This is a genomic window from Flavobacterium frigidimaris, assembly GCF_002217275.1.
Lineage (GTDB): Bacteria > Bacteroidota > Bacteroidia > Flavobacteriales > Flavobacteriaceae > Flavobacterium > Flavobacterium aquidurense.
This window is the reverse complement of the sequence record NZ_MUGV01000043.1, coordinates 70,542-95,683: the sequence shown is the minus strand read 5'-3', so window position 1 is coordinate 95,683 and position 25,142 is coordinate 70,542. Positions and strand designations below refer to the sequence as shown.

14 protein-coding genes are annotated in these 25,142 nt (G+C 34.8%); 11 read left to right on the top strand and 3 right to left on the bottom strand.

Annotated features, from left to right (window positions below; all coding sequences use genetic code 11):
* Positions 1 to 120: 120 nt before the first annotated feature.
* From B0A65_RS21145 to B0A65_RS21105, 9 genes are all read left to right on the top strand, one after another.
* Positions 121 to 996: an AraC family transcriptional regulator gene (locus tag B0A65_RS21145; RefSeq protein ID WP_074663184.1), complete on the top strand. Its 876-nt coding sequence runs from the start codon at positions 121 to 123 to the stop codon at positions 994 to 996.
* 413 nt (positions 997 to 1,409) lie between these two features.
* Positions 1,410 to 2,834: an alpha-L-fucosidase gene (locus tag B0A65_RS21140; RefSeq protein WP_074663180.1), complete on the top strand. Its 1,425-nt coding sequence runs from the start codon at positions 1,410 to 1,412 to the stop codon at positions 2,832 to 2,834.
* Between the two features lie 91 nt (positions 2,835 to 2,925).
* The gene (locus tag B0A65_RS21135) at positions 2,926 to 3,294 is read left to right on the top strand and encodes an L-rhamnose mutarotase (protein WP_074663178.1); all 369 of its coding nucleotides are present in this window, start codon (positions 2,926 to 2,928) and stop codon (positions 3,292 to 3,294) included.
* 65 nt (positions 3,295 to 3,359) lie between these two features.
* Positions 3,360 to 4,139, top strand: coding sequence for an L-fucose dehydrogenase (locus tag B0A65_RS21130; protein WP_074663373.1), 780 nt, complete (start codon positions 3,360 to 3,362; stop codon positions 4,137 to 4,139).
* 591 nt (positions 4,140 to 4,730) lie between these two features.
* Positions 4,731 to 6,068 carry an alpha-L-fucosidase gene (locus B0A65_RS21125; RefSeq protein WP_074663175.1) on the top strand — a complete coding sequence of 446 codons (1,338 nt, stop codon included), beginning with the start codon at positions 4,731 to 4,733 and terminating at the stop codon, positions 6,066 to 6,068.
* 57 nt (positions 6,069 to 6,125) lie between these two features.
* Complete coding sequence (locus B0A65_RS21120) at positions 6,126 to 8,795, top strand: glycoside hydrolase family 3 C-terminal domain-containing protein (protein WP_074663371.1); 2,670 nt, start codon at positions 6,126 to 6,128, stop codon at positions 8,793 to 8,795.
* Positions 8,796 to 9,342: 547 nt separating this feature from the next.
* Positions 9,343 to 10,356, top strand: coding sequence for a LacI family DNA-binding transcriptional regulator (locus tag B0A65_RS21115; protein WP_074663170.1), 1,014 nt, complete (start codon positions 9,343 to 9,345; stop codon positions 10,354 to 10,356).
* 283 nt (positions 10,357 to 10,639) lie between these two features.
* Positions 10,640 to 13,975, top strand: coding sequence for a SusC/RagA family TonB-linked outer membrane protein (locus B0A65_RS21110; protein ID WP_074663166.1), 3,336 nt, complete (start codon positions 10,640 to 10,642; stop codon positions 13,973 to 13,975).
* Positions 13,976 to 14,006: 31 nt separating this feature from the next.
* Positions 14,007 to 15,572 carry a SusD/RagB family nutrient-binding outer membrane lipoprotein gene (locus B0A65_RS21105; RefSeq protein WP_074663162.1) on the top strand — a complete coding sequence of 522 codons (1,566 nt, stop codon included), beginning with the start codon at positions 14,007 to 14,009 and terminating at the stop codon, positions 15,570 to 15,572.
* A 410-nt stretch (positions 15,573 to 15,982) separates the two neighbouring features.
* Here B0A65_RS21105 and B0A65_RS21100 read toward each other — a convergent pair whose 3' ends face one another.
* Genes B0A65_RS21100 through B0A65_RS21090 form a run of 3 tightly spaced genes read right to left on the bottom strand, consistent with a single transcriptional unit; the run spans position 15,983 to position 20,014 of the window.
* Positions 15,983 to 16,951 (bottom strand): M20/M25/M40 family metallo-hydrolase, encoded by a 969-nt coding sequence (locus B0A65_RS21100; RefSeq protein ID WP_083370518.1) that lies wholly within the window; start codon positions 16,949 to 16,951, stop codon positions 15,983 to 15,985.
* A gap of 25 nt (positions 16,952 to 16,976) precedes the next feature.
* Positions 16,977 to 18,308, bottom strand: a complete 1,332-nt coding sequence (locus B0A65_RS21095; RefSeq protein ID WP_074663158.1) for an alpha-L-fucosidase — start codon at positions 18,306 to 18,308, stop codon at positions 16,977 to 16,979.
* Positions 18,309 to 18,340: 32 nt separating this feature from the next.
* Positions 18,341 to 20,014 carry a GLPGLI family protein gene (locus B0A65_RS21090; protein ID WP_074663153.1) on the bottom strand — a complete coding sequence of 558 codons (1,674 nt, stop codon included), beginning with the start codon at positions 20,012 to 20,014 and terminating at the stop codon, positions 18,341 to 18,343.
* A gap of 467 nt (positions 20,015 to 20,481) precedes the next feature.
* On the opposite strand from B0A65_RS21090, the gene B0A65_RS21085 reads away from it, so the two are divergent.
* Entirely contained in the window at positions 20,482 to 22,611 is a 2,130-nt protein-coding gene (locus B0A65_RS21085; protein ID WP_089069663.1) for a glycoside hydrolase family 3 N-terminal domain-containing protein, read from the top strand.
* An 88-nt stretch (positions 22,612 to 22,699) separates the two neighbouring features.
* On the top strand, positions 22,700 to 24,958 hold the full coding sequence (locus B0A65_RS21080) for a GH92 family glycosyl hydrolase (protein WP_074663144.1): 2,259 nt from the start codon (positions 22,700 to 22,702) through the stop codon (positions 24,956 to 24,958).
* Positions 24,959 to 25,142 lie beyond the last annotated feature (184 nt).

The window sequence follows — 25,142 nt, the reverse complement described above, 5'->3', positions numbered from 1 at the left end:
TCCTTAAGATTTTTTGTTATTTTTGTTTTTTATGAAATATAAAATTATATCTAAATTAATTTAGTAAATACTTCAATATTATCCTTATTTAGTTATTAATTATCATTGTTATTCTAAAAAATGAAAATTGTAAAAACAAATATCGCTTCCTATACTAATACGTCGCTATCTGTGTTTTCGCGCGAGGAATCTTTTTTTCAATCGCCTTTTCATTCGCACCCTGAATTTGAGTTGGTTTATATCTTAGAAAGTCATGGAAAACGCATCATCGGAAATTCGGTAGAATCTTTTGAATCAGGTGATATGGTTTTTCTGGGAGATGATATTCCGCATGTTTGGCTTAACGATGAAATTTTTTATAAGGGAATAAATAGTTTAAAAGCTAAAGCTATTGTAATCTATTTTAGCAGGGATCTTTTTGGTGATTCTTTTTATGAATTACCGGAAGCACTGGAAATCAAAAAGTTTTTTTCACAGGCCATAAAAGGAGTTTCGATTTCAGGACAAACGAATTTGATTATTGCTAAAAAAATGGAAAAATTGCTAAAGAAGAAAGGTTTTGAAGTGGTTATGGGTCTCATAGAAATTTTATTTCTCTTGTCAAAAAGCAAAGACCTTAGATATATTAATGACAATTCCTATGTTTCTGCCTGTGATGAAAATAAAAATGACCGGCTTGCAGCAGTTTTTCAGTATGTAAAATCAAATTATAAGGAAGAAATATCACTGGATGAAATTTCTAAAATAGCCCATTTGACACCAACATCTTTTTGCAGAATGTTTAAAGCTAAAACCCAAAAGCCCTTTGTAGAATACCTAAACGAAATACGAGTTTCAAATGCTTGTAAGTATCTTATTGAAACAGATTTAGGAGTTTCAGAAATTGCTTACGAATGTGGTTACAAAACTGCTTCTAACTTCAATAAGCTCTTCAAGAAGTTAATTGGAACAACTCCAAAGGAATATCGAAGAAATGCTTTAGTTCAGGCGTTTTAACCTCTTTCTTTACTTAGTTATTAGCATTGTTTCGATGTTGTTTTCGATGTAAAATAACAACCAAAACTTTTCTTTAATGATGCTGTTTTGTTTTTCCGAAATACAGCAGTGTCTTTGCGTATTTATTTTATAAGTCGAATATTTTTTTAAAATCAATAATGTAGTAGTGAGACGGATCGCTTTTTTTGACTTTTTGCGAAATTAATTATAAAGATAATAAATGCTTAATTAAGGATAATTTACAGCTAAAATAAAACCTGATAATACAATAGTTTTATTTTTTTGAGATTACGTTAAAAATGCCATTCGAAAACATAAAACGATTTAGTAGATCGTCTTCGTTTTTGCAGGATCAGTCAATTATTAGATAACCTCTTAGATAATATACGTTTAAAGAAAATAAAATATATAGTATGAGAAGCAGAATAAAATTAGTTTTCACAGTTTGCTGTTTTGCGATGAGCGCTTTATCTCACGCACAAGGTGATATTATGGCAGAAAATGAAAAAATACCTGGCGATACTTATGTTGATCCAAAAGATCAGGCGGTTAAAGATAATCTGGCCAAGTGGCAGGATTATAAATTTGGTGTCCTGATTCATATGGGATTATACAGTCAATTGGGAATTTGCGAATCTTGGGGATTAGCTCCTGAAGATTGGGTAACTCGTAATGGTTATGATGATTACGATTCTTTTGCTTCAGATTATCGCGGTGCAAGATTTAGTTTAAATCCAACTCAGCTTGATTCGGAAAAATGGGCTAAAATGTTCAAAAATGCCGGAGTAAAATATTTGATTTTTACTTCTAAACATCATGATGGCTTTTGTATGTATGATTCGAAATTCACTGATTTCAAAATCACCAATCCAAATTTACCAAATGCAAAAAATCCAAAACCAGATGTATTGAAAAACGTTCTGGATGCTTCAAGAAAAGAAGGATTATCAGTTGGCATTTACTTCTCAAAACCAGACTGGACGTCACAGGATTTTTGGTGGAAATATTATCCACCAAAAGACAGGAATCCAAATTATGATATTAAAGCATATCCTGAAAGGTGGCAAAATTTCGTAAAATATACCCAAAATCAGTTGGATGAATTGACAACTAATTATGGGAAAGTAGATGTTTTATGGCTTGACGGAGGATGGGTTCGTCCTTCAGATAAAAAAGGACGTCAGAATCTGGATATTAATATGAAGCTTATTGCAGAGACGGCCCGTAAAAAACAACCAGGTCTTATAGTTGTAGATCGTTGGGTTCCGGGCGAATACGAAGATTATCTTACGCCTGAACGAAAAGTGTTGGAAAAACCAATTCCGGTGCCATGGGAAAGCTGTGTAACACTTGGAAATGATTGGGGATGGGTACCAAATGACAAATACAAATCAGGAACAGAAGTAATTCAGTTATTAACCGGAATTGTTTCTAAAGGTGGAAATTTATTACTTGGCGTTGGACCTGATGGCAAAGGAAATTTTGAGCCGAAAATTGAACAGGCTTTAGCCGAAGTTGGAAAGTGGCTTGATGTTAATGGAGAAGCCATTTATGCTACTAAACCAATTGCTCCTTACTCTGAAGGTAATTTGTATTACACTTCAAAAGGAGAAAAAACAGTTTTCGGAATTTACCTTCCAAAAGGAAATGAAAAAGAAATACCAGCTGAAATCGTTATTAAAAACAATTTAAAAGGAAAATTAAATGTTGTGCTTTTAGATGGTAAAACTAAACTTAGTTACAAAAATGTTGCTGGCGGAATTGCCGTTGCTATACCTAAATCTTTACGGGAAGAATTGGCTAAAAAAGCGGGTGTTGTTATAAAAGTAGCTGGATAATAAAACAACATTTCAATTTGTAATTTGGATTGTTTTGTAATTGATAATCTCTAATTTTAGATTTTTAACCTTCAATTTTAAATAAAATAATATGGTAACTCAAAAATATTGTCTCGCCTTGGATCTTAATGATGATCCGGTTTTAATAGCAGAATACAAAGAATATCATGAAAAAATCTGGCCTGAAATTACAGCAAGTATTGTCGATTCAGGAATTGAAAATCTGGATATTTATTGCGTTGCCAACAGATTATTCATGATTATTGAGGCCAATGAGACTTTTACTTTTGAAAGGAAAGGAGAGATGGATGCCAATAATCCGGTGGTGCAAAAATGGGAAGAATTGATGTGGAAATATCAAAAAGCATTGCCCGGAGCAAAAGAAGGGGAAAAATGGATGATGATGGATAAAATATTCGATTTGCATGAGAACAGCAAAGCGTCAACATTTTTGAGATAAGAGGCAATTTTCGCACCTCTTATTTGAATATAAAACTACTAACTACCAACCAAAATAATAAACAAATGAATCTTAATCTTACTGAGAAAATAATTATCGTAACCGGTGGAGCTAAAGGGATAGGACTTGGCATCTGTAAAGTTTTAGCTGCTGAAGGTGCTATTCCTGTAATCGTAGGAAGAGCTGAGGCTGACAATCAAATCGCTGTTAAAGAAATTGAAGCGGAAGGCGGAAAAGCTTTAACTGTGGTAGCGGAGTTAACAAATCCGGAAGCTTGTAAAAATGCAGTTAATCAGGTAATCGAAATGTGCGGCCGTATTGACGGACTAATCAATAATGCCGGTGTAAATGATGGTGTAGGTCTGGAAAGTGGCGATTATGAAAAATTTGTTGCATCAATTCATAAAAATTTAGTTCATTATTATTTAATGGCACAACACGCTTTGCCGGAGTTGAAAAAAACAAAAGGCGCAATTGTCAACATTGGTTCAAAAACAGCGGACACCGGACAAGGAAATACTTCAGCTTATGCTGCGTCAAATGGCGGACGTAATGCTTTAACCCGCGAATGGGCTGTTGAATTATTAAAATACGGAATCCGTGTCAATTCGGTTATAGTGGCGGAATGTTATACGCCTTTATACGAAACATGGATTAATACACTCGAAAATCCAGAGCAAAAATTAAAAGAAATTACGGCTAAAATTCCATTAGAAAACAGAATGACAACGGCTGAAGAAATCGCCAATATGGTAGTGTTCTTGTTGTCAGATAAATCAAGTCACACTACAGGACAATTGATTTATGTGGATGGAGGTTATACTCATTTAGACCGTTCCTTATAAGTTACAATTGATTTTAATGTATTAAAAAATAAAATCAAAATATTCAATTAACATAAGGTTATGGCAATTGGAAAAACCCCTGTTTTCTTTTAACGAAGACCAATTATCGAAATAACTTTCTTGTCAAAAAATGCTAAATAAGAAGTAAGTAAGTTCAAAAGGATATTATTTCCTAATACTATGCGATAAAGCTTATCAGAACTGAAATTCGTAATAAAAGTGTTTTTTGTGACTTTTTTTGATGTTTATCTTCGTTTATATGTCGTCCGTCTAAAATAGTTTTACCAAAAATCTAATTTGTTTAGATTTAGCGTTAAATAAAGATTGTTTTTGTTTTAAGAAATCTATCTTTTGTTTTACTGCTAATTCTGATTGCAATTGGTGAAATAAAAGTGTTGCTATTGTTGCATTATTCTTTTAAATAATACAAACAATCTGTTCCGTTTATTTGCGGCAGAATCAGATAAAAAAATCGGTTACGCTTACAGTCAGCAGAAATGTTGTTCTCAAAAAGGACAAATTTAAACGGCGTGTACGCCACAAATTGCAATCTTATTAAAACAATAATCAGAATTAAATAAATATAATAAAATGATTAAAAAAATAATCTTAGCCGCTTTAGTTGTCGGAGCGACTCTTACCGGAGCAGCTCAGAATAAAATTGCTCCACAGGATATTGCAGCAAAAATGAAATGGTTTGAAGATGCAAAATTAGGGATCTTTATTCATGCCGGAATTTATTCTGTTGGGGATGTTTCTGAATCGTGGAGTTTTCACAATGGTCAAATTTCTGTTGAAGATTATATGAAACAACAAAAAAGTTTTACACTGAGTAATTATGATCCTGCAGCCTGGGCCGAGATGATCAAAGATTCTGGGGCAAAATATGCTGTTATTACAACAAAACATCACGATGGTGTGGCGATGTACGATACTAAATTAGGGAAACTAAGTTCTGTAAAAACCTGTCCGGCTAAAAAAGACATGGTAAAACCTTTCTTCGAAGAATTACGCAAAAGAGATATTAAATGTGGCGCTTATTTCTCGTTAATCGACTGGACACATAATGATTATCCTGGCTTTCTGAAAGATAAGGCGCGTTATGATATTAAAAAAGAACCAGCTCGTTGGGAACGTTTTCAAAAATTTTTTCAGGGACAAATCAAAGAAATTTCAGATTGGTACAATCCGGATCTATGGTGGTTTGATGGTGACTGGGAACACAGCGCTGAAGAATGGCAGGCAGAAAAAACACGTAAAATGATGTTAGCCAGAAATCCGAATACGATTATAAACGGGCGTCTGCAGGGCTATGGTGATTATGATACTCCGGAACAAAACTTTCCGGTAGTACGACCGGCATTCAAATGGTGGGAATTGTGTATGACAATGAATGAAAACTGGGGGTACCGTGTGAGCGATACCAACTGGAAAACGCCTTATGAAATCATTACTATTTTTGTGGATGCGGTTTCAAATGGAGGTAATTTATTGTTAGACATCGGACCAAAACCGGACGGAACTTATCCTGAAACTGTTGTTTCTACATTGAAAGAATTGGGTGACTGGAACAGAAGAAATGGTGAAGGTATTTTTGGAACTATTCCTGGAATTCCATTAGGCCATTTTTATGGGCCAACGACACTTTCTAAAGATTCAAAAACACTTTACTTATTTGTTCACGGAAAAACGTCAGGACAATTGATGTTGAAAGGACTTGATAATAAAATTCAGGATATAACGGTTTTGGGTTCCAATGTGAAATTGACTCACAAAGTGGTTGGTAAAATTTCATGGAGCGCCGTTCCGGGATTGGTTTACATTGATTTGCCTGAAACTGCTATCGACAAATATGTGACTTGCATTAAAGTAACATTAGATGCGCCTATTAAATTATACAGAGGCCAAGGAGGTTTTTTAACTAACTAATTTTATTAAGATAACAAATTATAATTCATGCCTCAATGGTATTTCAATAATACGATTATGAACAAAAAAGCATTTTTAATAGCTTTATTTCTTGGAGTTCAAACTTTGTTTTCTCAAAGTACTCCAAAATATAAAAACCCAAAATTACCCGTTGAAGAACGTGTTCAGGATTTATTGTCCCGAATGACGGTTGAGGAAAAATTTTGGCAAATGTTCATGATTCCTGGTGATTTGTCTGATGGAGCGGATAATTATAAAAACGGAATTTTTGGTTTTCAGGTAAGTGCCAAAGGAAGTACTGATGCAAGCAATCAAATTTTAGATTACAGTGCCGCAAGTAATGCGAAGGAAACGGTAAAACTGATCAATAAAATTCAGAAGTATTTTGTAGAAAAAACGCGTCTCGGAATACCGATTATTGCTTTTGATGAAGCCTTACACGGATTAGTACGAGATGGAGCAACTGCTTTTCCTCAGTCTATTTCATTGGCAGCAACATTTGATCCGGCTTTGGTAAAAAGAGTTTCAACTGCTATTGCAATGGAATCAAAAAGCCGCGGAATTCGCCAGATTTTATCACCGGTTGTAAATCTTGCTTCAGATGTTCGTTGGGGAAGAGTAGAGGAAACCTATGGTGAAGATCCTTTTCTTTCTTCAAAAATGGGAGTGGCTTATGTATCTTCTTTTGAAGAAAGAGGTGTGATTACAACGCCTAAACATTTCCTCGCGAATAGTGGCGATGGTGGACGTGATAGTTACCCGATTGATTACAACGAACGTTATTTAGAAGAATATCAGCTTCCACCATTTCGTGCTTGTTTTACTGAAGGAGGAAGTCGAAGTGTGATGACTTCTTATAATTCTTTGAACGGAAGTCCGTGTACTGCGAATGATTGGTTATTAAATAAAAAATTAAAAGGAGAAATGAATTTTAAAGGATTCATTATCTCAGATGCAAATGCTGTTGGTGGTGGAAATGTATTGCATTATACCGTAAAAGATTATCCTGAATCGAGTGCGAATGCGATCAATAATGGTTTAGATGTAATTTTTCAAACCGCTTTTGACCATTATAAATTGTTTCAGCCACCATTTTTAGATGGAAGAATTGATATCAAAAATATCGACGAATCTGTAGCGAGAGTTTTGAGATTGAAATTTGAATTAGGATTGTTTGAAAAACCATACGCCGACGAAAAAGAGACAAACAAATGGAATGGAAATCCGCTTCATAAATTGCTATCAAGAGAAGCAGCCGAAAAAGGAATGGTTTTGTTGAAAAATGAAAACAATATTTTGCCTCTTAAAAAATCAATTCAATCCATTGCCTTAATTGGAAATGATATTACCGAAGCCCGTTTGGGTGGCTACAGTGGTCCTGGCAACGGAAAAGTAAGTATGCTGGAGGGAATAAAAGCGAAGTTAGGAAAATCAGTCGCTATTAATTTGGCTGAAGGTTGCGCGAGAAAAAGTACAGATTATATTGTTGTACCGACTGCGAATTTATTTAGTGTTGAAAGAGGAAAAACGGTAAATGGATTGACAGGAGAATATTTCAATAATGTACAAGTATCGGGAAGTCCGGTTGTAACAAGACTAGACAATACGATTAATTTTGACTGGACCTTGTATTCTCCGGATCAGGCAAAAATTAATTATGATTTTTATTCTGCTAGATGGACAGGGGAAATCAAATCTCCGGTAACGGGAACTTATAAAATAGGTTTTGAAGGCAATGACGGTTATCGTTTGTATCTAAACGGAAAACTAGTTATTGATAACTGGAAAAGCCAGACGTATTCAACAAAATTGGTCGATTTCAATTTTGAAAAAGACAAAGAATACGACATAAAAGTAGAGTTCTTCGAATCGCAGGGTTATGCCAAATTCAAATTGGTATGGAATGTTGGAGTGAACAACGATTGGCAGCATAAAATTGATGAAGCTGTAGCTGCCGTTAAAAAATCTGATGTAGCTGTAATTGCCGCCGGAATCGAAGAAGGAGAATTTAATGACAGAGCGTATTTAGGATTATTAGGACATCAGGAAGAGTTAATAAACGCAGTGGCCGCAACAGGAAAACCGGTTGTAGTGCTTTTGGTTGGCGGAAGCGCCATTACCATGGAGAAATGGATCAATAATGTACCTTCAATTTTAGATGTTTGGTATCCTGGCGAAGATGGAGGACATGCGGTAGCCAATATTTTATTTGGAGACAAAAATCCGGCAGGGCGTTTACCCATTACTTTTCCTGTTTTTGAAGGACAATTACCATTGGTTTACAATCACAAACCAACAGGTCGTTCTGATGATTATACCAACTTAAACGGCGCACCTTTATTTCCTTTTGGATACGGATTGAGTTATTCGACTTTTGAATACAGCAATTTAAGGTTTGATAAAAAACAAATAGGAAAATCAGAAACAACAAAAGTGTATTGTACAATAAAAAACACTAGCAATGTTGACGGAGAGGAAGTAGCACAGTTGTATGTAAGAGATCTTTTGTCGTCAATTGCTCAGCCAATTAAGCAGATGAAAGGTTTTCAGAGAATTTTCCTTAAAGCTGGCGAATCAAAAGAAATAATATTTGTTATCAATAAAGAAGCTTTGCAGATGTTAAACCAGGATATGAAATGGGTGGTTGAACCTGGTGATTTCAGAATTATGATTGGAGCTTCTTCAAGAGATATCCGATTAAGAGACGTTCTTACGGTGACAGAATAGTGTTTTATGATTTTAATTTTGATGATAACAGAACGAATTATTTAATTTTTATGAGGTTCAAATCAAAGGCGCAAAATAAAATGTAAATAAATACTTAAGCTTTTTTGAAACGCTAAAAAAAAATAAAATAATAGAGAAAATAATCCATTTCACTATTTTTTTTAAAAAGGAAAAGCAAAAAAAAATTTGGTAGAAAATAGGGCTTAAAAAAAGCTATTTCATTTTGTTAAAAGAATTTTTAATTATGATAGATTTATGTTAATGATATCATAATTTGAGCAGTTTTATTCTCTTGTTTTTTGAGGCTTTGATTATTATCTAATTTTGATGCTATTATCATTTATTTAGCAAAAAAACAGAATGACCGAGTATACTGTATTTGTTTTATTTATAGCCTATTGGGAGTATAAAAAGAAAATATAACTTTAAAATGTTAAAATAAATAAATACAAATAAAAAAATTACTAAAACGTTTTTGTAAATCGTTTTATTAAATATATATTTGCTAACAATACTTAACTAAGGTTTAAGATAAAGTTAACGTTTCATGAAAAAAAAGATCACTATCAAAGATATTGCTAAAGCAGCAAATGTATCCGTAACTACAGTTTCATTTGTGCTGAACGATAAAGGAGAAAAGATGGGGATTAGTAAAGAAGTGATTGAAAAAGTTCTTAAAGTTAGCGGCGAAATGAAATTCAAACTCAATATGATCGCCAGTAGTTTGAGAACTGGTAAAACAAGATCTATTGGGCTTATTGTAGAAGATATCTCAAATCAGTTTTTTTCTGATTTGGCAAGAGTGATTGAAAGAGAAGCAATTAATTTAAATTATAGAGTATTTTATTGCAGTACAGGCGCAGATGATGCCAGGGCAATTGAGTTAGTTAGTAGTTTATTGCAGGCAAATGTTGACGGTTTTATAATTACGCCTACAGAGAATATGAAAACGACTATCGACCGATTGTCAGAACTACAATGTCCGGTTGTTTTGCTCGATCGATATTTTGAAGAACAAGAAGTTAGCCATGTTGTACTGGATAATTTTGAGGGAGGAAAAACGGCAACTAATTATCTTTTGCAAAAAGGATTTAAAAAAATTGCCTTTATCACGAATTATTCACAGTTAATTCAAATGCAATTAAGAAAAGACGGATACAGTATTGCAATGAAAGAAGCAGGATTGTATGATGAATCGATACTATTGGATATGGAATACCATATTAATGAAGAGGAACGAATTGCTAATATTTCTGAATTTTTAAACAATAATCCTGAAATTGATGCCGTTCTGTTTGGTGCAAATTATTTGTTGCTGGCAGGTTTGCAATCCTTCAGGAAATTGAAATTTAAAATCCCGGCTGATAAAGCAGTAATTAGTTTTGATGATCACGACAGTTTCAGGTTGCATTCGCCCTCGATAACGGTTTTGTCACAACCAATTGAAGAAATGGGAAAAAAGGCAGTAAAATTATTAATGATGCAAATGAATGATGGAAGCAATTACCAGATTGAAAAAGAAAAGAAAATAGGCACTCTAATTATAAGGGAATCAGTTTGATAATGTAGAAGCCTTTTTTTAAAGCTAAAATACTAAAACGTTATAGTACTAATGCTAAGAAGATAAATTCAAAAAATGACTAAGAAAACTTAAACAAATTATTAAACAAACAAAAAGCTTATGATGTAAAAAAAACAGAATATTAATCAAGGAATTATTGCCAAATTCTGATAAGGAGAAATCGGTAATTTGAAATTAAAGATTTTAGTATTCAAAATTTTTTAGAAATCGAAATCTTTCAATTTAAACAAAATTTTAAAACCAAACCAAACTAATATTAATTATGAGAAAACTGTTATATGAATCGCTGTTAGTTTTTCTAATGGTATTGTGCTTTCAAAATGCGAAAGCCCAAAACACTACAATCTCTGGGGTAATTACAGATAATACTAATGCACCCGTTCCATCAGCGATTGTTAGAGAAAAAGGAACAAAAGTAGAAACGATTACTGACGAGAACGGAGCATTTACAATCTCTGTAAAAGAAGGCGCTACTCTTATTGTAAGTTCAATAGGTTACAAAACAACAGAATTAAAAGCTGCTGATGGAATGAAAATCAGATTAGCAAGTGGTACTAATGAACTTGATGGTGTTACTGTTACAGCATTGGGGCAATCTAAAAAGAATAAATCGATTGGATATGCTACAAGTATCATTAAAGCGGATGCAATCGTAAAGACGGCTTCGCCTACTATCGCTAACTCTCTATACGGTAAAGCGCCAGGTGTACGTATTAGTTCTACTCCTGGAGGAGCCGGAGCAATCAATATTCAAATCCGTGGAATTAACTCTATCACTGGAAGAAATCAGCCACTTATCATTCTTGATGGTGTGCCAATTCGTGATGGTGAGGTTAACAACAATGATTACTGGAATGCACCACGTGTTAAAAATAATGGTTTAGCAGATATTAACCCTGAAGATATTGAGAATATCTCTATTCTTAAAGGAGCTTCTGCAGCTGCATTATATGGTTCTGAAGCTGTAAATGGAGTTGTATTAATTACTTCTAAATCAGGTAAAGGAAAAAAAGGTTTAGGTATTGATTTTAGTACTAGTTATTCTGGGAACCAAATTGCATACTTGCCAAGATTTCAATATGAAAGAGGTCCGGGATGGACGAATGCAAACTACTCTACAGGATTTTTAGCGCCAGATGGTTTTGCTCATTATGATACAAATGGTGATGGAGTGGCTGATACAAGAGGAGTTTCTGCCAGTAGTAATAACTTTGGTCCATGGTTCGATGGACAACCGGTTATGTCTTGGGACGGAGTTGTTCGTCCGTATTCTGCTCAAAAAGATGGATATAAAAACATGTTTCAAAATGCATGGGACGGAACTACAAACTTTGCTTTAACAAACAGTACAGAAAATAGTAATATTCGTTTTTCTTATACTCATATTGAGTCAGAAGGATTAAGCATGGGTAACTATAATAAAAAGAACAATTTCAACGTAAATGCATCTTTCAAAACAGGAAAGTTGAAAACGGATGTTATTGTGAGTTATTTAAATCAGGATATTAAAAATCGTACTTTTGCTATGGATCGTTTGGTTAATAACTTTACGGGAATGCTTAGCCCATTTGATAATGGTGACTGGTATAAAGCGAAATATCAAACTAGTTTAGGATATAAATATGTTATAGGTCAGGGAACTCAAAGTTTGACTCCTGGTGAAAATATTTACCGTAATGGTTATAAAACAGATATCTTAGATTATTTCTGGAATACAAATGCGAAACAACAAGACGAGGTTACAAACCGTTTAATTGCCAGTGTTACTGAAACGCTTTCAATTACTAAAGATTTAGCATTGCGAGGTCGTCTTTCGACTGATTTAACTTCAGTAAATACAGAAAATAAAAACCCTGTAGAAATACCTTTACTTTACCAATTTGGTAGTGACGGAGATTCTTCTGGTTCTTTCATGATGGATGCTCAGGATTATAATATTCTTTATGGAGATTTATTATTGACTTATAATACAAAACTTAATGAGGATTTTGGTCTAAATGCTGTGCTTGGTTATTCAGGTACTCAGGAAACAGGCAGAACTTTATCACGTTCAACTAATCGTGGTTTAAGTGTTGAAGGATGGTATGATATGAATTCATCTATCGGACTTGCAACAAGTACTTCTTCAAGATATGAAACTATTAAAGATGCTGTTTTTGGAACTTTAAGCGGAAGCTATAAAAACTACTTATTCCTTGAAGGTACTATAAGAAGAGACCGTACTTCTACAATGAACCCGGATAACAATGCTTTTACTTACCCTTCTGTAAACTCAAGTTTTGTATTATCTGATGCTGTAAAATTACCGGAATTTATCAGTTATGCAAAAATGCGTGGTTCTTGGGGTATTGTGGGTAATTACCCGGATCGTTACAGAGCTAACGTTGCTTATCAACAAACTACTTTAGGAAATCAGGGAACTACTAACCCGGTTTTAATTACAAATTCTCAAGATATTTATGGAAATGAAGGAATCAAACCTGAAATGAAAAATGAATATGAGTTTGGTTTTGAAACTAAGTTTTTTGACAGAAGATTAGGATTAGATGTCTCTTATTATAATGCAAAAATTAAAGATCAAATTCTTGATTTAACATTAGCACCAACCACCGGAGCAAGCAAAATTTTAGCTAACGTAGGGGAGTTGAGTAATCAGGGATTTGAGGTAGCACTGACAGGTTCTCCTTTTAGATCAGAAAGTTTTTCTTGGGATGTAACTTTAAACTGGGCAAAAAACACGAACAAAATCTTAAAATTAGCTAATGGTGCAACAGAATTATTGCATGCTGATTATGATGGTTCTGCTGCACAATTGAAATCAGTTGTAGGTGATCCAATGGGAGGAATTTATGCACACCCTGTAAAAACAGATGCAAATGGTAATAAAATGGTTGACTCTGATGGATATTATATGATTGACGGAGACAAATGGGAAAAATACGGAACTGCTATGGCTAAAGGTGTAGGAGGTTTGATAAACTCATTTACTTATAAAAGTTTTACATTAGATGTAAGTATTGACTATTCTTATGGAGGTTATTTAATGCCAACTGGTATTAACTGGATGACATCAAGAGGATTGACTGAAGAGTCATTGAATAATAGTACAAATGACCGTGGTGGTTTAACGTATTATATGGATAACGGTAAAGGAGTTCAGGTTCCAAATTCTGCAACTGCAGGACCAGCTGGGCAACAATTATTCCGTGATGGTATGTTAATGGATGGTACAGCTCCGGACGGTACACAAAATACAAATGTTATTTCTCAGGCAGGTTACTATAATATGACGTACAACTGGGGAGGACCTCAATACAGTAGTTCACGTTATGAATTGTATATCCAAAAGAATGATTACGTTAAGTTAAGAGAATTGTCTCTTGCCTTTAATGTACCGGCATCGTATGCCAGCAAAATTGGAGCTACTAAATTAAGTTTGTCTTTATTCGGACGTAATTTATTTTATATCTACAGAACCATTAAAGATATGGACGCAGAAGCAACTACTTCAGGATCAAGATGGGATAAAAACGTAAACAATGCAGGATTAGCTCCATCAACAAGAAGTTATGGTGTAATGTTGAGAGCATCTTTCTAATTGGATAAATTATAATTAAAAAATAGACAACATGAGAAAATTATTATATATATCATTAGCGACAGCAGCGATCTTTTTAGGTTCTTGTTCGCAAGCTGATTTTGAAGACGCGTACAGAGATCCGTCTACGGTAACATCGACAAATGTGCCTAAACAATTTGCCGGTTTCATGAAAATTAACTTTGAAGATGTAATTCCATCGTATTGGAACTACTTTACAGTTATAAGAACTACTTCTTTAAGTTACACGCAAGCCCACGGTTTTACGAACATGACAGGACGTTACGTTCCGGGAGCAGCTGTAACAAACAGATGGGAGAGATACTATAAGTTTATTGCTCAATATAGAGAACTTGAAAAAGTGATGGCTTCTTTACCTGCTGCTGAACAAGCAGGAAATAGAATCTATGCAATTACTTCAACAATTTATTTATATGATCATACCTCAAAAATGATTGACAATTTTGGAGATATTCCTTTCTCTGAAGCTGGTAAAATTAGTATGACAGGTGGTAATTATGATGCTGCAGCTGCTAAGTACGACAATCAGACAGAGCTTTATATTAAAATGTTAGATGATTTGAAAGCTTTTTCTACAGAATTGAATACAATTACTTTACCTGCTAAGGTAGAAGTGGAATTCAAAAATCAGGATTTGATCAATAAAGGAGACCTGGTGATGTGGAGAAATTATTGCAATTCTTTGCGTTTGAAATTGTTAAACAGAGTTTCAGCAGTTCCTGCTATGTCAGCTAGAGCTAATACTGAAATTGCTCAAATTATTACTGAAGCAAAAATCGTAGATGAAAATGCAGAGAATATTGCCTTTAGAGTGTATACTCAGGATACAGATTTAGATACTTCAGGTTTCTTTGATGCTTTAGAAGGTGGAAATAACAACATTGCCCCAAAACCAATGATTGACCACATGAATGCCAATAGCGATCCTCGTCAGCCATGGTTATTTGAAAAAGGAGCAAGCGCAACTGCTTATGTAGGACTTGATCCATTGTTAACATCTGGAGTTCAGGATCAATTAATCGCTAATAGTCAAATAGCAATTTACAATAGATCTGTAATTAGTAAAAACGATTGGTTACCTGGTACATTGATAAATGCTGCTGAAGTAAACCTGATTCTTGCAGAATATTATTCAAGAAGCGGAAATGCTACTACAGCAAAGACCTATTTTGAAAAAGCGATCAGACAATCTATTGAGTATTATGTAAGATTAGGTGATAAAGCTGACGTCTTAACATGGAAACCAACTACAGAGCCAACAGCTGCTGAAATTGATGCTTACATTACTAAAATTAACTTTGCAGGTGCTACAACAGCTGCTGCACAATTACAATTGATTGCTTTTCAAAAATACATTCATTATAATGTAATGCAGGCTGATGAATCATGGGCTGAACAAAGAAGATTAAAATTGCCAGCTTTAACTTTCATGGAAGATGAGACTAGCAGTATCAGAAAAACACCACCAACACGTTGGACGTATCCAAATTCTGAAAGAGTTTATAATACTACTAATTATAACACAGTTAAGGATAAGGATAACTTAAGTACTAAAATTTTCTGGGATGTAAAGTAAGCTTCCTTTTGAATTAAATATTTTGTTTTTTAGTAAGAAACCCCAAAGTTCGGATCATCCCGAATGATGGGGTTTCCTTTTGTATTAAATTGAATGTGGTAGTTATTTATGCCAATGAAAAGTTGAAGTTTACAATTTGTGCCGTAGGAACTACACATTGGTAGAGAATATGAATTTGAATAGGTTTAGCGTGCCGAAGGTACGCAATAGTTATCATTTTGTTGCGTACCAACGGCAAGCCAACGAATTTCGAACGGATATGATTACCGCTATTTAGTGCCTGATGGTAGAAATTGCAGACTTTCAACTATTAGTTATAAAGTATAAAAAAAATCGGCGAACTTGCAGTAAAATTAACTACAAATTTGCCGATTTTTATTTTAAAGAAAAGAAGATAATCTTAAAGTATTTTAATTTTGTTTGATAAAAGTTAACGGTTGATCATAATTGGCAATTGCAGTTAATGCATTGTAAATGTATTTGCTCACTAAAACGGCTCCTTCACTGTTAATCAAGGCTGTGTCGTCTTCGGGTGTGTGATATTGTGGATGTCCTCCTGTATGTAATCCTACAGCCGGAATATCGTTTTTATAAAATGTAACATGATCAGAACCGCCGACATCGCCAGCAAAAACAATCGGATTTAGACCGCTGCCTTCACCTAGTTTTTTCATCAGTTCGACACCACCCGGAAAAGTTCCGGCACCGCCCATATAAAGCTCTTTTTTATCGTTTAAACGACCCACCATATCCATATTGATCATCACTTTTACGGCATTTTTGTCCACAGGAAGATGTCTAACAAAATACTTCGAACCTAATAAACCTTCTTCTTCAGCACTAAAAGAAATGAAAATAATACTCCTTTTAGGAGCGATTTTGTTATGATGAAATTCCTCCAAAATGGATAAAAGCGCCGAAACTCCCGAAGCATTATCATCGGCTCCGTTATGAATCGCAAGTGTGTCTTTTTTCTTGCTGCCAGAACCTTTTCCACCCCAGCCCCAGTGATCATAATGTGCCCCAATAACAATATATTCTTTCTTTAGGTTTTCATCTGAACCTTCGATATAACCGACTACATTTTGAGTTGATACACTGTCCGATTTCATTTTATTGATATCGGGTTTAATGAAGATTTTGAAAGGCTGATAATAATCATTATTGAATTTTTTCAGTCCAAATTTTTTAAAATACTTTTTGATGTAAGCCGCCGCTTCATTATTGCCTTTCGTTCCGGCAAGACGGCCTTCTAATTTATCTGAAGCCAGATAGGTATCGTGTCGAAGGAATTTTTTAGCTGAAAATGTCGATTGTGCGGTTCCTTTTTCAGTTGCCATAAAAGCTACGGCAGCGAGGAAAAGAGTTTTGTTGAACATGTTTTTGGTAATTAATTTGTAATATTTACTGTATTTGCATTTCGATTATAGTATCAATTGAATCCAATTTAATACCATCCAAATACACAAAAGTTCCTTCGGGTTGTTGTTTGAATTTTAGTTCTTTTTTTCCGTCCATCAAATAGCATTTTTTAATTTTTTGTTTCATCTCCGGAATAAAAATATAATTAGTTTCTTTTGGTGTATTGATGATATGGGCAAACCAAATTTTGTCTTTAGCAGTAAAACCGCCCCAATCTTGTGGTTTCATTACGTTGCCTCTTGTTCCATAAATACTTTTCCCGTTTTTATCCATCCAGTTTCCTATTTCTTTCAGGGTTTCAATAAATTCCGGTTGAATTGATCCGTCAGCCATCGGTCCGACATTTAAAAGAAAATTGGCATTCAAACTCGCAGCATTGATCATATAATGCAATAAATCTTTAGTTGATTTGTATTTTCTGTCCGTGATAGTAAATCCCCATGAATTGTTCATCGTTTCACAGGTTTCCAATGGCAATTGTGAAACAGATTGTCCTCCAAATCCAGTAGTGTTTCCTCCCGGCAAATCTTTTTCAAAAGCTTGAAAATCTTCTCCCTGTATCGGTAAAAGGTGATGATTGTTGGAGATAAGACAGTTAGGCTGAATAGAATGTATCAATTTATAAATTTCATCATAATGCCAGTTTACTTTTGAAGTTAAGGTTTTATCTGTATCGTTATCCAATTGATCCCAATGTCCGTCAAACCAGATTCCGCTAATTTCTCCATAATTGCTCAACAATTCGGTTAGTTGGCCTTTCATAAAACGAATGTAACTTTCCCAGTCGCTTTTGGCAGTTCTGCCTGTTCCTTTTCCGGTTTTTCCTGTTTCGTATTGATAATCTGTTCTTGTCCAGTCTAAAAGAGAATAATAACAAAATAATTTGATTCCCTGCTTGTGACATTCGTCAGCTAACTCTTTTAATAAATCTCTTTTGAAAAACGTATTGGTAATTTTCCAATCGGATAATTGCGTATCGAAATTGCTAAAACCATCATGATGACGTGTAGTAAAAGTGATGTATTTCATTCCTGCTGCTTTCGCAATGCCAACCCATTTTTTAGCATCAAAATTCTGAGGATTGAAAACGTTTATCAGCCTTCCGTATTCCGTTACTTTGATGTTTTGGTTATTCATAACCCACTCGCCATTAGCCAGGACGCTATAAGGACCAAAGTGAATGAACATTCCGAATTTATCATCCTGAAATTCTTTTCTGTTTTTTAGATTTCCTTCAGTAGGGGTGTAGGTTTGCGCAAACATTGTTATCCAGCTCATTGAGAAGAACAACAGGCAAAGTGTGATTTTTTTCATGGTTATGATAGTTAAGTAGTTTTAGTTGTGGTTTATTTTTCTCCAATTAAAAAACCAGAGACATTCCAGGCGCTACTGCTGGTTCCTTCTGGTTTTCCAAGAGGAATGGAAACGCGTATAGTATGTTTTCCTGGTGAAAGATTTCCTAAATCAATAAGATTGGGATTAGTTGTTGTTCCCGGGCACCAGTTAGAACGACTTAAATCGGATGAGGATAGTCCGCTGCCAAAATTTCCTGAGGCTGGATTACTCAAACGGTACGAACCACAATCAGTGCGCCAGGGTGTGAATCCAAATACTTCTTTTCCGTCAATAAGAATAGTATTTTTTTTCTGTAAAAATTCATCACCATTTTCCCAGCCTCCGTGACCAGTTGTAGTATAGCTCAATTTGAAATTTTTATAACCTTCCGGTACTTCAAAAGACATTTCCAGTCCTTTTTCGTTGTCAAACATGGTGGCATATTCTTGTCCTGCCATTTCCATTACGTTCAGTGTATTGAAAAGAGGTAAAATAAAATCGCCTTTAGGATTGTTGTCTTCGCCTTGGTGAATCGAAATATTCAAACTTGCCTTGTGCCCGCCTGCATCGTAATTCCCAATAAACATACCGATATACACTTCCTGATTACTCAATTTTGACTGTAATAAAGAAATTTCCTGGCGATAGAAAACACTATCCTGCCAAACCTTATTTTTTTGTTCTAAATAGTTAAAATGCTTTACGCCAAAAGGAGTAAAGAAACGCATCAATTCCAGCAACGGTGCGTAGTCATTTGTTGCGACAACACCCTGATATTTTTTGCCATTTCCATTTTCATAAAATGGCAATGTGTTGACTCCGTTTTTTAATCCATCCAAAAAAGATGCTTTTTTATCCATCGGAATCATAAATACGGAACCAGTTCTGTCATATGCATCGCCGTTAGATTGTTGTGTAACATCAACATAAACAGAACTTCCTTTTTTAATTTCGGGAAATTTTACTTTCCGAACAATTACAGTTCCGCTCGCATATCTAAAAATACTGTCATTCGATTTTGCACCTTCAACAAAATTAATTTGCTCTTTATTGAAAACAGAAATATTTACAAAACGACTTTTCCACAACAAATCTTTATAAGTTAATTGATCTGCTTCCGGAACATTTGGTATAGCTAGAAGAGATGGAATTGTTTTTAAAGTCTCAATTTTTGTAGCTGTTAATGCACTATTCCCATTACGAATGGTTTCCAGAACCAAACCTAAATCCTGTCCCAGAGTACTTGGCCCACCTTTTAGTCCCAATTCAGTGGTATACCAAATTTCGATTTTATTGGAGTTTACAACAATAATTGCTTTTTTACAGGTAAAATTGAGGATTTTTTTGGTTTCGGCTGTGAACTCAAATTTCTGTTTTTCCAAAGCTTCAGTGTCGTGAGTAAGAATCGATTTGTTTCCTTTTAAGTTCGCCAGTTGCGAAATAGTTTTGGAATTAAAAGTAACAAAAGTCTGTTCAAACGGAAGATTTGCTTTCTGTTGCAGAATTTTATCTGTTGTGATTAAACTTAAATCCTTAGAAGCGTATAAAAACAGCGGATCCTGATTAGGAATTACTTTTCCATTAGAACTTCTTTGGTACGTAACTTTAATCGCTTTTGGAGTCTTTTGTGCAAATGATATGGTGATTAAGCAAAAGGTTAAAAATGTAAATAAAATTTTCTTCATGTTGTGGTTTTATTTATCAGTTCTTAGACAAAAACTGAAAGGTTATTTTGGTAAATTAAAAGAGGTTTCGTTATTTTACTAAATCGATTTAATTAAAAAGCCAATAAAATTCAGTTTCCATTGTTTTATGTTATTATGAATTAAGAAACAGGGGATTATCTGAGTTACTTTTTTTCTCAAAAGCTAAGATAAAAATTTTTGAATTGTAATAGAAAATAACACCGGTTTGTTTTATCGAAAGGTAAATACTGATTAAACAAAGATAATATTGAATTAATATATAATTGGAAGTCCCTATATCTTTCAATTTTTAAAGAATATAAATTTAGCAGAAAACAGACCAAAGTGTTTTTGTGATCCCGTTAAATAAAAGTGTTGCTATCGTTTTAGTACTAATGTAATTTAAATGCATAATGAATTTTTCAAAAAGCTACAGATATATACTGATTTTTTGTTTTGGCATAAGCATGCTACAAGGCCAGCAAAAAGCATTTCCTTATAAAAATCAAAATCTATCCTTTGATAAAAGGGTAGAAGATCTATTGAAACAATTAACTACGGAAGAGAAAATTTCTTTGTTAGGATTTGAAAGCAAAGCAGTGAAAAGACTGGATATTCCACAATACAATTGGTGGAACGAATCTTTACACGGAGTAGCAAGAGCGGGTAAAGCAACTGTTTTTCCACAGGCTATTGGAATGGCGGCTTCCTTTAATGATGATTTGTTGAATGAAGTGGCAAACGCAATTTCTACCGAAGCCAGAGCCAAGAACAATATGGCGGTTGCCAAAGACCGTCGTTTGCAATACATGGGATTGAATTTCTGGTCACCAAATATCAATATTTTCAGAGATCCGCGTTGGGGAAGAGGGCAGGAAACCTATGGTGAAGATCCTTTTCTTACCGGAAAAATGGGAACAGCTTACATTAAAGGCTTGCAGGGAACAGATCCGAAATACATGAAAACAGCAGCCTGTGCCAAACATTTTGCCGTGCACAGCGGGCCTGAAAAAACCAGACATTCTATCGATGTTATTGTTGATGAAAAAGATTTGAGAGAAACCTATTTGTATGCCTTTAAAAAATTGGTTGATGCTAAAGTGGAAACCGTAATGTGTGCTTACAATAGAGTGAATTCTGAACCTTGCTGTACCGGAAAAACATTATTGCAGGATATTCTAAGAAAAGAATGGAAATTTGGCGGACATGTAGTGACCGATTGTTGGGCATTACAGGATATTTACGAAGGCCATAAAACATTGCCAAACAGTGTAGCCGTTGCGGCCGAAGCTATAAAAAGAGGCGTGAATATGGATTGCAGCGGATTGTTGCAGAAAGATGCGATCAATGCCTTAAACCAGAAATTGATTACTACCAAAGACATTGATAATGCGTTGGCTCCAACTTTACGCACCCAGTTCAAATTAGGGTTTTATGACAAACCGGAAGACAATCCGTATCGAAAATATGGCATAGACAGTATAGCGAATTCGTATCACAGAAATCTTAGCCGAAAAATGGCCGAGCAAAGTATGGTTTTGTTGAAAAATGGAGAAGTAGGTGAGAAGAAAACAAAGTTACTGCCTCTGAAAGAAGAAAATTATAAATCACTGATGATAGTAGGGCCAAATGCTGGTTCTTTGGATGCTTTGCTAGGGAATTATCACGGAATAACAGATAAAGCCGTAAATTTTGTTGAAGGAATTGCAGGCGCTGTTGATCCTGACACTCGAGTAGAATACGATATGGGTTGTGACTTTACCGATACAACCAATTTTGGTGGAGTTTGGGCGGCTTCTATGGCCGATTTGACTATTGCTGTAATTGGTTTTACACCTGTGTATGAAGGCGAAGAAGGCGATGCTTTTTTGGCTGATGGAAAAGGAGACAGAAAAAATATGGATTTGCCAGCTTCGCATATTGCCTACATTAAAGCACTTCGAAAAGGAACCAAAACGCCTCTTGTGGCAGTAATCACCGGAGGAAGTGCTGTCGATATTTCGGCAATTGAGCCTTATGTTGATGCTATTGTTTTTGCGTGGTATCCGGGAGAACAAGGCGGAACAGCTTTAGCAAATCTAATTTTTGGAAAAGTTTCGCCATCAGGACATTTACCAATTAGTTTTTATAAATCTTTCAGTGACTTACCTGATTATAATAGCTATGCAATGGCCGGCAGAACGTATCGTTATTTCGATAAAGCAGTTCAATATCCTTTTGGTTTCGGTTTAAGTTATACGACTTTTGAATACAATTGGGTTCAAAAACCAGAGAATATCAAAACGACTTCTGATAAAATTTCAATGCAAATTAAAATTGAAAATACGGGTAATTATGATGCTGATGAAGTAGCTCAGGTTTATATTGAATATCCAAATATAGACAGAATGCCATTGAAAGAACTAAAGGCTTTTAAAAGAGTATCAATTGCTAAAGGGAATTCAAAAACAATTACACTAGAAATTCCATTGTCAGAACTTCAAAAATGGGATGATACTAAGAAACAGTTTAAAATTTATGAAGGACAATATAAAGTGAGAATTGGCTCGAATTCCAGAGATGTGATGTTGGAAACGGGTTTTGAGATTGGGAAGTAGAGAATAGAACATAGAAAATAGAGAATAGAATAAAGAAGCAAGAGGCAAGATTTTATCGCTTTGCTCTTTTATAAAATCACAGAAGAAAATGAATAGAAAATTTAAATCAGCATTTTTTGCAATTTTAGGGGTTTGTACGCTGCAATTGTACAGTCAGGTTTCTAAGCAAAATTTAACGCAGTATGTAGATCCATTTATAGGAACTGGATTTCACGGGCATGTTTTCATGGGGGCCAATGTTCCTTTTGGGGCGGTTCAGTTAGGGCCGGTGAATATTTCACAAGGTTGGGACTGGTGTTCAGGTTATCATTATTCTGATCCAACTATTATCGGATTTTCGCATACGCATTTAAGCGGCACCGGAATTGGTGATCTTGGTGATTTTCTTTTTATGCCGGCGGTTGGTAAAATCAACTTAAAAAAAGGAACTGCCAAAGACATGGAAAACGGATATATTTCCGGTTTTGATCATAAAGATGAAATAGCAAGACCAGGCTATTATTCGGTTATTTTGAAGAAAAACGGAATTAAAGCTGAAATGACGGCTTCTGAAAGAGTGGGTTTTCAAAAATATACTTTTCCTGCTTCAGATAAATCACATGTCATTTTAGATTTGGTAGAAGGAATTGGCTGGGATAAAGCGGTTGATACTTACATCCGTGTAAAAAATGATACTTTGATTGAAGGTTATCGTTTCTCAAAAGGCTGGGCAAATGATCAACGCATTTATTTTGCAGCGATCTTATCAAAACCGGCAAAAAAAATCCAATTGTATAACAGTACAAAAGAGATGATAAACAAAGTGGTTTTGGGTGATAGTGCCAAAGCGGTGCTTCAGTTTTCAACTTCAAAAGAGGAAGTGATCAAAATTAAAGTCGGAATCTCAGCTGTGAGTATGGAAAATGCTTTAATGAACATTAAAAAAGAAATCCCAGACTGGAACTTTGAAAAGGTAGTTACTCAGGCTAACGAAAAATGGAATAAAGAATTGAATAAAATTTCGGTAAAATCTAATGATGTTGCCAAATTGAAGACTTTCTACACAGCCTTATATCACACGATGATTGCACCGTCTACTTATAATGACAGTAATGGTGATTATTATGGTTCCGACAAACAGGTTCATAAAGCGGCAGGATTTACAAATTTGACCACTTTTTCTCTGTGGGATACTTACAGAGGAGCAAACCCTTTGTTTACTTTAACACAAACCGAAAAAGTTTCAGATATGGTCAATTCGATGTTGGCCATTTATCAGGAAACAGGACATCTTCCGGTGTGGCATCTGATGGGGAATGAAACCTATTGTATGCCTGGAAATAGTGCTATTCAGATTGTTGTTGACGCTTATTTGAAAGGTATAAAAGGCATTAACGCAGAGTTAGCTTTTGAAGCCGTAAAAGCAACGGCAATGCAGGACGATCGCGGATTGAACTTCGTGAAAAAAATCGGTTATATTCCGGGAGATAGTTTGAGAGAATCGGTTGCTATCGGAATGGAATATGCGATCTCTGATGGTGCAATTGCCATGATGGCTAGGAAAATGGGCAAAACGGAAGATTACAATTACTTCTTCAAACGCTCAAAAGCCTATAAAAAATATTACGATGCCCCGACAACTTTTGTGCGTGGAAAAGTAAGTGATACGCAATGGAGAACGCCTTTCGACCCTTTTAAATCGGCACATATGAAAGATGATTTTGCCGAAGGAAATGCATGGCAATACACCTGGTTAGTGCCTCACGATGTGGAAGGATTGATCGCCATGTTAGGAGGAGAAAAAACGTTCACCAATAAACTGGATAATTTGTTTACTGTGAAAGGCGATATGGGAGCTGAAGCTTCAAGTGACATTACAGGTTTGATCGGTCAATACGCACACGGAAACGAGCCAAGTCATCATATTACCTATCTGTATAATTTTGTTGGACAACCCTGGAAAACAGCAGAAAAAGTACGGTATATCGTTGATAATCTATACAGCGATAAACCAGACGGATTGTGCGGAAACGAAGATGTTGGGCAAATGTCAGCCTGGTATATTTGGAGTGCTTTGGGAATGTATTCTGTAAATCCTTTCAACGGAATTTATGTTATCGGCAGTCCAAGCATGGAGGAGTCTGTATTGAATTTAGCTGATGGGAAAAGTTTTACGGTGAAAGCCCTAAACAACAGTCCAAAAAATATCTACATTCAAAAAGCAACTTTAAACGGAAAAGCATATACAAAAAGTTATCTGCTTCATTCGGACATTATGAAAGGTGGAGAATTGATTTTTACTATGGGAGATAAGCCTTCTAAAAGCTGGGGAGTTTCTGCTAAAGACAGACCTTATTCTGCAGAATAAATTTTTAAAAGGAATCCGTCCGGAAAAATAGTATTAGTACTAACTGAAAATGTTTTTCCGGGCTTTTTTATATACACATTTTTGATTTGTTCTTATTTTTCTAAAAAAAGATAATTACTAATTAAACAAGGGTAATTTTGAATTAATTATTATACTGCAGTTATTATATTTTTATATTCCTAAA